Genomic DNA, 11,375 nt, shown 5'->3' with positions numbered 1-11,375 from the left:
GCTGCTCAAGAGCAGGCCGAGGGATAGGCAAAAAGTGCGTAGATACATGCGAGATAAAAAACCGATAGTGCCTTGGGATCGCCGTGATGGTCGGCGCAATAATAGTTCAAAGGGGTTACCGTCGCTAAATCTTCAGCACCTGTGCCAATCCGCCTGCTGCGAGCAGAAGTCGATAAAATGACTTTCCGGCAATGGGCGGGCAAACAGAAACCCCTGGGCAAGGGTGCCGCCTAACTCAATCAGGCGAGCCTGTTGCTCGTCAGTCTCGACACCTTCGATAACCAGCGAAATGCCTAACGCCTGGGCCAACGCCACCGAACAACTGATGATCGCGGCGCTTTTGGGTTGGTTTTGCATCTTGCGCACGAACGCCCGGTCAAGCTTGATCTGAGTGAATGGCAGTTCGCTGAGTCGATCCAGCGAAGAATAGCCGGCGCCAAAATCATCCATGGCCAGTCCACAGCCGAGCATACGCAACCGCACCAGGTTTTCCAGGCTGCTGGCCGGCGCACTGATCAGGCCGGACTCGGTGATTTCGAACATCACGCTGCTCGCGGGCACCTGCGAGCGCTTGAGCAGCATGGTGATGCGCTCGGTCAGTGCTGCGCAAGCCAGCTGTGCCGGATGCAGGTTGAACGCCAGATTGATCACCCGTTCTTGCGCACCCAGCCTTTGTTGCAGGGCCAGGCCTTGCTCGAATAACTGCCAGAACAATCGGTTGATCAAGTTGTACTCTTCCATTATTGGTAAAAAATGCGCGGGCGACAGCACACCCCATTGCGGATGTGTCCACCGCGCCAGCACTTCTGCGCCGACCAGCAGTTGCCCTTCCAGGGTGACCTTGGGTTGGTAATAGGCCTCGAATTCGCCATTATCCAGACCCCGCTGCACATCGCTCAGGGTGGGTAGCTCTGCAGGCGACAATAGTTGCGGGCCAGCACTACAGAGCTCCCGGTAGCGATTGACCAAATGGCTGAACCCCTCCAGCTTGAACGGTTTGCCCAGATCGCCGAGAAAGGTCAAGCCCAGGCAATGAATCATCGCGACCGTGGCCTGACGCAAAACCGGGTCCAGTTCGCTGCACAACACCACCGCCCCGATTTTGCCACTGCTACTGGCATGGCGAAGAAACGCCAAGCCATCCATACCGGTCATTTTCAGGTCACAGAGGACAATGTCCACCGCCTTGCAGGCCGACAGCACAACAACCGCTTCGTGGCCGTTCGCCGCTTGCAGAATGGGGCCTGGCAGCACTTTTTCCAGAGCCGTCACGGTGACGAGGCGCTGGAAGGGTTCATCCTCCAGAACCAGAACAGTCAAATCTTGCATTGCAGGTCTACACGCACGCAATTGAAGGAGAGACAGTGTGCAAGGCGCGCTTCCGATACATCCATGGGATATTTCCTGCGCATCCTAGGAATTTTCCTAAGGTAACCCGGTATCAAGTACAGCTCTTTCCTACACGGGTAATGGTGTTAACCTTTCACTGCCCAAGCTGTACCGTTCCGTAAAAAGCGCGTTCTCAAGGTAAATTCGCACTATGCATAGCGTTCTGATAGTTGACGATCATCCGGTCATTCGACTTGCCGTCCGGGTTCTGCTGGAGAAGCACGGCATGCACGTGGTGGGGGAGGCCGACAATGGCGTCGATGCTGTTCAACTGGTACGCGAACTCACCCCTCAAGTGGTGATCCTCGATATTGGTATTCCCAAGTTGGACGGCTTTACCGTTATTTCCCGGATCAAAGCCCTGCAGGTGCGCAGCGAGATACTGATACTGACCTCCCAACCCGCCGACTCTGTGTGTCGACGCTGCATCCAGCTAGGTGCCCGTGGCTTCGTCAATAAAGAAGAAGACCTTGGCAGCCTGATAACCGCGATCAAAGCAGTGGATGCCGGCTATACCTTCTTTCCCTCTCTGACGTTTGACAGCGTCAACCCTTCAGAGCAACTCACCGAGCTTGAGCAGATTCGATCGTTGACCGACCGGGAAGTAACGGTATTGCAATACCTGGCTCAGGGTTACTCCAACAAACAGATTGGTGAAAAGCTCCTGCTCAGTAATAAAACTGTGAGCACCTACAAGACTCGACTACTACAAAAGTTGGGGGCCACGTCGCTGGTTGATCTGGCCGAGTTCGCCAAACGCAACGCACTGACCTCTTGACCAGAAAGTAAAGCCCTGTAGGAAATTTCCTAGGCCCGCGTCGGCAACGTCCTACTCACTTCTCCCCTCTTCACGCCTAGTATCTCTTCAGCTCAACAGTACACGGATACCAGAGCAGAAAGAGTGTTCCATTGAGTCCCTTTCAAGGACTTCAATATCAATCTAGGAGTATGAAATGAAAGTTAGTACGTTGGCTGGCGCGATTATGGCAGTTACCCTGGCAGCAACTTCGGCGGTCAGTCTTGCCCAAGATCAAGGCCACGGTGTCATTACCTTCAAGGGTGCAATTATCGATGCTCCGTGCTCGATTGCTCAAGAGTCGGCCTACCAAACCGTCCCGATGGATGAAATTTCCAACGTCTCCCTGAAAAACGGCGGCAAATCCAGCCCGAAAACCTTCAAGATCGAACTGCGCGGCTGTGAGTTGGGCGCGCTGAAGTCCGCCACTGCTACTTTCACCGGTTCGCCTTCCACCAACCCAGACCTGCTGGCGCTCAGAGGTAGTGCCCAAGGCGCCAGCCTGGCCATCGCCGACCATACTGGTAATCTGATCAAGCTTGGCGATGCTTCGCCTGCGCAGACGCTGTCCAATGGCGACACCTACCTGGAGTTCAAAGCCTATCTGCAGGGCGATATGGTTGCCGCGCAAGGTGGTGGCACAGCGACTCCCGCTGAAATCGTTCCGGGTGACTTCGAAACTTTCGCCAACTTCACCCTCGCCTATCAGTAACGTAATTCGTCACTGAGCTACCCCGCAGTGCGCACTGGCTGTGTACTGCGGGGGTGCCTGCGGAGGTCTAGATGATTCGCTCAACCGCACTGCTGCTCCTGACTCTCTACCCCTTGGGCGTGCCCGTCTGTACTGCCGATGCGCTCAAAGGGCGTGTGCAACTGGCCGGGAGCATTGTCGACAGCGCCTGTACCATCCGTATGGGTAATGACAGTCAGACAATTGCGTTCAAACCCCTGGCACTTAATGGGTTGCTAAGCGGCGATAGTTCATCCCAACAACCCTTGACTATCTATATCAGCAATTGCATTACCTCGGAAAAACATAACGACTCCGACCCTTCCCAACGTTTCAAACTGGCATTCGAAGGCCCGCCTGATGGTAAACACTTCGGTATTGATGGTGGCGCTAAAGGCATTGCATTGCAGATAAAAGATCAACAAGGGAAGTTAATTTCACCTGGCATGTCACTTGAGCACAACACACTGTCGACCGACAGTTTAATGCTCAATTATTCGCTGACGCTCGTCGGTAGCGGACATGCATTGGAAGCCGGCGACTATCACGCCACGATCAAGCTGAGTATTCAGCACTTCTGAACTGCAGACACCGGTGTGCAGTTTTGCTCAAGGATTAAGTCACGTGGATCACCGTAAGGTACTGGCTACCACGGCGTTGTGTTGTTTCGCGACGTGGGCAAGTGCAGCCGAAGAATTCCAATTCAACACCGATGTACTGGACCTCAAGGATCGCGAGAACCTTGATCTTGGGGTGTTTGCTTCGGCCAACTTCATCATGCCCGGCCAATACAGCCTGATGGTGCACGTGAACCGCGATACGTTGACGGAGTTTGCCGTCGACTATTTCCCGGCCCCAAACGACCCAAAAAGCAGCGTCGCCTGTCTTTCGCCGGCTCTGGTCAATGAACTGGGTCTTAAAGAACACGTCCTCAAGTCCCTGACCTGGTGGCGCGATAGCACCTGCCTGGACCTCACCAGCGTTCCTGGCATGCAGGCGCGTGGCAACCTCGGCACTTCGGCGCTGTACGTGAGCATCCCCCAGGATCAACTGGAATACACCGCGCTCAACTGGGATCCGCCTTCACGCTGGGACGAGGGCATTTCCGGGGTGCTGTTTGACTACAACTTCAACGCCCAGACCACCGAGCGCAATCGCGGTAAAGGTCGCAGCGACAACCTCAGCGGCAACGGAACCACCGGGATCAACCTGGGCGCCTGGCGCTTGCGCGGCGACTGGCAGACCCAGATGCAACGCAGTGACGACCAGCCGTCACATAACGAGTTCGCCTGGAGCCGTTTTTATGCGTTGCGCGCCGTGCCGTCGCTGCGTTCGAACCTGATCGTCGGTGAAGACTACCTGGACTCCAATCTGTTCGGCAGTTTCCGCTACACCGGCGTCAACCTGAGCAGCAACGACAACATGCTACCCCCCAACCTCAGGGGGTATGCCCCGGAAGTCAGCGGTGTGGCCCGCACCAACGCGCGGGTGGTGATTCGCCAGCAAGGCCGGGTGCTCTACGACACCCAAGTGCCGCCAGGGGCGTTTCGGATCCAGGACCTCAATGATGCGGTCTCTGGCCAGCTTGACGTGCGCGTCGAAGAGCAGGATGGCAGCGTCCAGGAGTTCCAGATGGACACCGCCAGCATCCCCTACCTCACCCGTCCGGGCACCGTGCGCTACAAGCTGGCCACCGGAAAACCCTCTGACTGGGAACATCAGCTCGATGGCCCACAGTTCGCCACTGGTGAGTTTTCCTGGGGTGTGAGCAACGGCTGGTCGCTGTATGGCGGCAGCCTCGGTGCCAAGGATTACGGTTCCCTGGCCGTGGGCGTGGGCCGCGACCTGATGGCGTTCGGTGCGCTGTCGTTCGACGTCACCCAGTCGCGGGCCACACTGCCGGAACACGACACCCTGAGCGGCAAGTCGTACCGTGCCAGCTATTCCAAGCGCTTCGATGAGTACGACAGCCAGGTCACCTTCGCTGGCTACCGGTTCTCCGAGGAGAACTACCTGAGCATGAACGAATTCATCGAAGTCCGGCGTGGCAGCCAGTCGTTAAACCAGAGCAAGGAGCTATACACCGCGACAGTGAGCAAACAGTTTCGCGATTCGGCGCTCAGCATGTACTTCAACTACAACCACCAGACTTACTGGAACAGCCAGGCGAGCGATCGCTACAGCCTGTCGTTGTCGCACTATTTCGATGTCGGTGGCTTGAAGAACCTCAGCCTGTCGCTGACCGCGTACCAGAACAAGGGCAACGGCACCTCCGATGACGGCGCCTACCTGTCGGTCAGCATTCCCTGGGACAGCACCGGCTCGCTCAGCTACAGCTCGTCGGTCAACCGCGGCGACACCTCCCATAGCCTGAGTTACTACGACCGTATCGATGAGCGTAACCACTACATGCTCAGCGCCGGCAAATCCTCCAGCGGCGAAATTGCCAGCGGCTTCCTGTCCCATGACGGCGATCAGGCCCAGGTGGTGGCCAGCGCCAGCCACCAAGCCGGTGAGTACACCTCGGCCGGGCTGTCCCTACAAGGTGGTGCCACTCTGACGGGCCAGGGTGCGGCCCTGCACCGCAGCAACATCATGGGCGGCACCCGTCTTCTGGTAGATACCCAGGGCGTGGCCGATGTACCGGTACGCGGCAACGGCGGGACTACCCGAACCAACCGTTTCGGCAAGGCGGTGGTGACAGACGTCAACAGCTACTACCGCAACCAGGCCAGCATCGTGCTGGACGATCTGGCCGACGACGTCGAAGCCACTCAGTCAGTCACCCAGGCGACCCTGACCGAAGGCGCAATTGGCTACCGCCGCTTTGATGTGATCGCCGGCTACAAGGACATGGTCATCATTCGCATGGCCAACCGCGGCGCGCCCCCCTTTGGTGCCAGCGCGCAGAACAGTCGCGGCCAGGAAACCGGCATTGTCGGCGAAGAAGGATCGACTTACTTGAGCGGCATGAAGCCGGGCGAAACCATGTCGCTGCATTGGGACGGTAGCGCGCGCTGCCATTTCACCCTGCCCGAACAGGTGGTATCGCCTGAACGACAACTGGAGCTGCTGTGCCAGCCCGTCAGCGACGCAGGCGACTCCGCCGTTTAATCTCTTTGCAACAGGTACCTCTATGAACACCAGCTTCAAACGCAACACCCTGACCCTGCTCGCCCTGTTCGGCACTTGCGCTGCGCAAACCAGCCTGGCCGCTGTCTCGCTGGACCGCACCCGGGTGATTTTTACCGGCAGCGAGAAATCGGTCAGCCTCAGCGTCAGCAACCAGAATACCCAGTTGCCCTATCTGGCCCAGGCCTGGATCGAGAACGAGCAGGCCGAGAAGATCACCAGCCCCATGGTGGTGGTGCCACCGATCCAACGTCTGGAAGCCGGGGCCAACAGCCAGGTGAAGATTCAGGGCCTGCCTGAACTGGGGTTGCTGCCCCAGGACCGCGAGTCGTTGTTCTACTTCAACATGCGCGAAATTCCGCCACGCAGCGATCAACCCAACACGCTGCAGATTGCCCTGCAGACGCGGGTAAAGCTGTTCTATCGACCTGCGGCGATCGCCCCGAGAGCCGGTGCCAATGATGCCCCCTGGCAGGAAAAACTGACCCTGACGCGCCAGAATGATCGCTATCTGGTGAACAACCCGACGCCCTACTACATCACGCTGATCGATGCCACGCCCAACCTCAAGGCCGTCAGTGCAACCGACTTCAAACCCCTGATGATCGCCCCCAAGGGCCAGCTCGACCTGGGTGTAAGCAGCAAGGCGCTGGGCGACAAGCCAGTGCTGACCTACGTCAATGACTACGGCGGTCGTCCGCAACTGCAGTTCAGCTGCGCTGCAGACAACTGCACCGCCAGTCCCGTTACCAACAAGCGCTGACACTCAATGACCTATTCCAGTGAGGGCCAATCATGAAGCCTGGACTCCGTATCTGTCTTGCTGCCTTGCTCTGCAGCACCAGTGTCTTGACTCACGCCGCCGACAACCTTGCGCAGACGGCCGAGATCCAGGTCACCGGTACCTTGCTTGAAAGTGCCTGCTACCTGGACCCCAGCTCCGCCTACCAGACTTTGTCGCTGAGCGATTTGAGCACCGCCCGCCTGTTGCGCCTTGGCGATCAGGGCGCGCCGGTGGCCCTGCATATCAAGCTGCAAGGCTGTGTACGCAGCAACGGCGGCCGCCAGGATGAGCAGCAAGGCACCCTGGTCTGGAGTGCCATCGAGCCGGTGGCCGCACTGGCCTTCAAGGCGGTCGCCGATGCCAATACGCCCGAGCTGATCAGAGTGATCGGCGCCGAGGGTTTCGGCCTGCGTCTGCTCGATGTCCAGGGCAACGATGTGCGCCTGGGCCGCACCGCTCCGGGCTGGTTCGTTTCGCCCGGTGACAGCCAACTGACCTATTACATCCGCCCTGAGCGCACCGCAGCTCCTTTGCGCCCAGGCGCCTTTCGCGCCAGCCTCAATGTGAACCTGGCGTATGACTGAGGCCCCGGCAATGACTGTCGTACGTCCCCTACTGCTGGCCATGCTGCTTGGCTGTGCACCCATGACCCTCGCTACCGAGCAGCAGGTAACGATCAAAGGGGTTGTCTATGCGGCGATCCCTTGCGAGATCAACAAAAACGCGCCCATCAGCGCACCCTTTGGTGATGTGCAGACTGCAGGCATCGATGGCACTTACAAGACCATCACCTTGGAGTACGCACTCAATTGCAGCCGCTCGGCGACCAATGAACTGCGGATGCAGGTGCGCGGCACCGCGGCTTTCGATCCAGCGCTGCTGATGGTACCGGGTTACGACAACCTCGGCATCGCCCTAAAAAAGGACGGCGGCCGGCTTGCGGTCAACACCTGGGTGGACTTCGATACCCGTAAAAAGCCGGTGCTGCAAGCCGTGCTGGTCAAGCGTGCAAACAGTGAAATCAAAGCCGGTGCGTTCAAGGTCAGCGCAACCCTGGTGGTGGATTATCGATGAACATACTGCAAAGCACCATGGCAACAATGGCGATCACCGCCCTGCCCCTTCAATACGTTGGCGCAGACAACCTGCAGTTCACCGGCAACCTGCAGGCACCACCCGGCTGCGCCGTCAGCGACAAGGGTCGACGTATCGACGTGCGCTTCGAACGCAATATCGCGATCAACCGCATCGATGGTGAGCGCTACCGCCAGGCAATTCCCTACCAGATCGAATGCCCTGGTGCATCCGACGCCGGTGTCACCTGGCACATGCGCTTGACCCTTCAGGGTAACTACGCCCATTTCGACCCTGCCGCGCTCAAGACTTCGGTAAACGACCTGGGTATCAGGGTGCTGCTAGGGGGTACCCCATTGGTACCCAATCAACCCCGAGAGATCGATGTCAACGCATCGACACCGCCGGAGCTGGAAGCTGTACCGGTAAAGCTTACCGGTGCGGCGCTCCCCAGCACCGACTTTACCGCTTCGGCGCTCCTGATGGCCGAACTCTACTAGGAGGATCTATGGGCAAGTGGGTCGTGACCCTGAGCGCCTGGTTAGCCACCGGCCTCTGGTTTCCTGCGCTGCAAGCAGCACCAGACAACCTGTACTTCTCCGGCACCCTTGTGAACGAGCCTTGCGTGCTTGCCGAGGAGGATGAGCTGATCAAACTGGACTTCAAAAGCGTAATCGACAAGGACCTTTACCTCAACGGCAGAACCAAAGGCCGCCCTATCAAGCTGCGCCTGAAAAACTGCAACCTGGACGTCGGCAAACGCATGGTCAGCATCACCTTCAGCGGTAACGAAAGCAGCGAAGCACCAGGCCTGCTGGTGCTTCAAAGCACCACGGTGCAAGGCCTGATGGTTGGGTTGGAGACAACAGGCGGTGCGGCCCTGCCGTTGAACAAGACTCACCGCATGGGCGAACTGAGCAGTGGCAACAACTTGCTCAGCTTCAATGCATATCTTCAAGCGGAGCCCAGGACGCTGGCCGACCGCACCCTGGGATTAGGCAATTTTGAAGCCTCCCTGACCTTTGGACTTAGTTACGAGTAAACACCATGGCGAAGTTTCACTGTACTGTGCTGCGCAGAGCGCTTTTAACAATATCATTATGCTTTACAGCGACACAGGCACAAGCCCTGACTATCACCACAACGAAAAGCTACTATGAGCCAGCGGGTGTACGCTATTACTTCGAGGTCAGCAATTGGGATGCAAATAGTAGTTGGAGCCCCTGCACGGTGGACGATAGTCGAGTCACAGCGTGTGCTATCGGCTTGATTGCGAACCGACCGGGTTTGGTGATCAATACGGCAGGAACCTACTTTAAATGGGACGTGCCCGCACGCCGCAACTCTAATATGGGCGAACTATTGTCTGACCTCAAGACTAAAGGATTCCAAATACCCCTCACCGGGTCAATTCTGGTCCCGAAACAATACGCCAACAATAACCTCTGCATCACCTTTACCTACGCGCACACAGGGCCCAACCTTGGCGCAGCTGTTAATCCTTGGGGCCCATGCTCCAAAGTAAAAGCGCCGGCGCTACAATGCGAAATCAAAGGCGATATCACTATCAACCATAGAAGCCTATACGATAATAAAGTTGACGGAGCGATGGCTTCGACCCAGCTCTATTTGCAGTGCCTGGGTCCGACTAGCGTAACCGTTTCGACATCTAGAACAGATGCTTCGGGAGTGCAACTCAGAAGCGATGGCAGCCTGTACTCGAAGATTACCGTGAATGGCAAGGACGCTACTACAGGGATCAACGTGCAGACTACAAAAGATCAAGCTACCACACTTGATGTCACCTCGACACTCAGTAGCCGAGGGACCGTTGCACCTGGAGAATTCTCCGGCTTTACGGTGATTACCGTGTCACCACCTTAAGCTCGGTGTAAGAGCAACAGGAACTCGGAAGAGTGTAAGCGATCCACCGTACCCACCTTTGAGTAATCTGCGACTGCAGATCATAAAAAAGTCAGCCCGTTTAAGGCTGACTGATGATTGCACCCGCCAATTACCCTCCTAGGTCAATATCACCAGTTTTACCAAAGGGCTAAACTATAGGTGAGGATCAAGCGACTCTCATCTATATCGTTGAGGAAGTTGCTGCGCGTACTGGCGTTGCGAAATTTGAACCCGAAGTCCTTCAGCGGACCGCTCTGAATGACATAACTCAGGTCGGTATTCCGCTCCCAGGTTCTACCCTCACTCAAGCCCGGGCCACGATCGACGTTGTCACCTGACAGGTACCGGGTCATCAGATTTAGGCCGGGCACGCCCAAGGCTGAAAAGTCGTAGTCATAACGTATTTGCCAGGAGTGCTCATTCTCGTTACCGAAGTCATTAATTTGCACCAGATTAATCAGCACATTATCTGCACCGTTTACGCTGGCAAAGCCGGTGTTGCCGCTTAGATGCTGATAACCAGCGCTGACGTTGTGGCTGCCCAATTTATAAGTGAACAGCGCGCCAACGGCATCGTTGTCCACATTGCTACCACCATCATCGCTGGAGTGGGCCAACCGCAGGTCGGATTTGAGGCTCTGCCCCTTCCCCAGTGGAAATTGGTACACCATGTTTACCAGGTGCTGTTTGTAGATGCTGTCCAGGCCGCCGTAATAGTAACTGGTGGCCAACGCCGAGTTCCACTGATAACGACCACCGCCGAACAGGAACTCGCTGCTCTTTTTGGCGTTGCTCAACACGATATTACGCATGCCTCCATTGAATACCGTCAGCGCCTCATTATTTGAGGAGTTGCGTTGATTGACTCGATCGATGCGTCCCAGGTCAAGACTCAGGCTATCGATCTCGTTGCTGTTGACCCATGTTCCACGAAAGGTTTGTGGCAACAAACGGCCGTCGTTACGCATTAATGGTGGCAGAACTGGTTGAAGGGTGCCGATTTTGATGGTGCTTTTGGACGCGCGCAGTTTTGCTGTGAGGCCAGACTCACTGTATTCATCTTTAGCGTTTGCTGACGCCTCGCTACCACTCTTGAGCAGACCAGTACCGGTTCGATCAGGACTGGAGTCCAGCTTGATACCTAATTGGCCGATGGCATCAACGCCCATGCCCAGCGGCCCCTCTGTATAACCGGACTCGAAGCGTAGGATGAATCCCTGGGCCCACTCCTCTGCTTTATTTTGCACCGCTCCGCTCTGCCGGAAGTCGCGATTCATATAAAAATTGCGCATATCGAGACTGGCTTTGCTGTCTTCCACAAGAGCAGCTGTGGCGGATTCGGCAATGCCCAACGCAGTCCCCGAACAGAGTACATGAATGATGGATTTCAAGTTGTTATGCATGGAAAGGTCTTCCTGTTAGTATTTTTATATTTTTATATTTTTATATTTTTATGTTTTCTGATTACTCATAAAGATCAGCCAGCCTTAAAAATCGTTACGACACGCACGGCGTCTTTATATCGACACCACTGAACTTACTTATAATCGAGTCAAGATTGAGGT

12 protein-coding genes are annotated in these 11,375 nt (G+C 56.4%); 10 read left to right on the top strand and 2 right to left on the bottom strand.

What is annotated here, in order from left to right; translation table 11 throughout:
- Positions 1-132: 132 nt before the first annotated feature.
- A complete protein-coding gene (locus tag CKW24_RS19070) occupies positions 133-1,329 on the bottom strand; it encodes an EAL domain-containing protein (protein ID WP_095169711.1) in 1,197 nt (398 codons plus the stop codon).
- Positions 1,330-1,540: 211 nt separating this feature from the next.
- Between CKW24_RS19070 and CKW24_RS19065 the strand changes: the two genes are divergently transcribed.
- The 10 genes from CKW24_RS19065 to CKW24_RS27960 all read left to right on the top strand — a co-directional run bounded on the left by CKW24_RS19065 (position 1,541) and on the right by CKW24_RS27960 (position 9,789).
- On the top strand, positions 1,541-2,167 hold the full coding sequence (locus tag CKW24_RS19065) for a response regulator transcription factor (RefSeq protein WP_095169710.1): 627 nt from the start codon (positions 1,541-1,543) through the stop codon (positions 2,165-2,167).
- A gap of 175 nt (positions 2,168-2,342) precedes the next feature.
- Positions 2,343-2,897 (top strand): fimbrial protein, encoded by a 555-nt coding sequence (locus tag CKW24_RS19060; protein WP_095169709.1) that lies wholly within the window; start codon positions 2,343-2,345, stop codon positions 2,895-2,897.
- A gap of 71 nt (positions 2,898-2,968) precedes the next feature.
- On the top strand, positions 2,969-3,496 hold the full coding sequence (locus tag CKW24_RS19055; RefSeq protein ID WP_095169708.1) for a fimbrial protein: 528 nt from the start codon (positions 2,969-2,971) through the stop codon (positions 3,494-3,496).
- A gap of 43 nt (positions 3,497-3,539) precedes the next feature.
- Positions 3,540-6,029 (top strand): outer membrane usher protein, encoded by a 2,490-nt coding sequence (locus tag CKW24_RS19050; protein WP_095169707.1) that lies wholly within the window; start codon positions 3,540-3,542, stop codon positions 6,027-6,029.
- Positions 6,030-6,051: 22 nt separating this feature from the next.
- Positions 6,052-6,810 carry a fimbria/pilus periplasmic chaperone gene (locus CKW24_RS19045; RefSeq protein ID WP_095169706.1) on the top strand — a complete coding sequence of 253 codons (759 nt, stop codon included), beginning with the start codon at positions 6,052-6,054 and terminating at the stop codon, positions 6,808-6,810.
- A gap of 32 nt (positions 6,811-6,842) precedes the next feature.
- A complete protein-coding gene (locus CKW24_RS19040) occupies positions 6,843-7,415 on the top strand; it encodes a fimbrial protein (RefSeq protein ID WP_143501247.1) in 573 nt (190 codons plus the stop codon).
- Positions 7,416-7,425: 10 nt separating this feature from the next.
- Positions 7,426-7,905 (top strand): fimbrial protein, encoded by a 480-nt coding sequence (locus CKW24_RS19035; protein WP_159987316.1) that lies wholly within the window; start codon positions 7,426-7,428, stop codon positions 7,903-7,905.
- Positions 7,902-8,405, top strand: a complete 504-nt coding sequence (locus CKW24_RS19030) for a fimbrial protein (RefSeq protein ID WP_095169703.1) — start codon at positions 7,902-7,904, stop codon at positions 8,403-8,405. Before CKW24_RS19035 ends, CKW24_RS19030 begins: the two co-directional genes overlap by 4 nt.
- Positions 8,406-8,413: 8 nt before the next feature.
- The gene (locus tag CKW24_RS19025; RefSeq protein WP_095169702.1) at positions 8,414-8,947 is read left to right on the top strand and encodes a fimbrial protein; all 534 of its coding nucleotides are present in this window, start codon (positions 8,414-8,416) and stop codon (positions 8,945-8,947) included.
- A gap of 5 nt (positions 8,948-8,952) precedes the next feature.
- Positions 8,953-9,789: a hypothetical protein gene (locus CKW24_RS27960; protein WP_143501245.1), complete on the top strand. Its 837-nt coding sequence runs from the start codon at positions 8,953-8,955 to the stop codon at positions 9,787-9,789.
- A 158-nt stretch (positions 9,790-9,947) separates the two neighbouring features.
- Here the strand turns inward: CKW24_RS27960 and CKW24_RS19020 are convergent, their stop codons facing one another.
- On the bottom strand, positions 9,948-11,213 hold the full coding sequence (locus CKW24_RS19020; RefSeq protein ID WP_095169701.1) for an OprD family porin: 1,266 nt from the start codon (positions 11,211-11,213) through the stop codon (positions 9,948-9,950).
- Positions 11,214-11,375 lie beyond the last annotated feature (162 nt).

This window comes from Pseudomonas sp. Irchel 3H3, from assembly GCF_900187635.1.
Lineage (GTDB): Bacteria > Pseudomonadota > Gammaproteobacteria > Pseudomonadales > Pseudomonadaceae > Aquipseudomonas.
The sequence above is the reverse complement of the archived record's forward strand: the minus strand, read 5'-3'. Positions and strand labels throughout refer to the sequence as shown.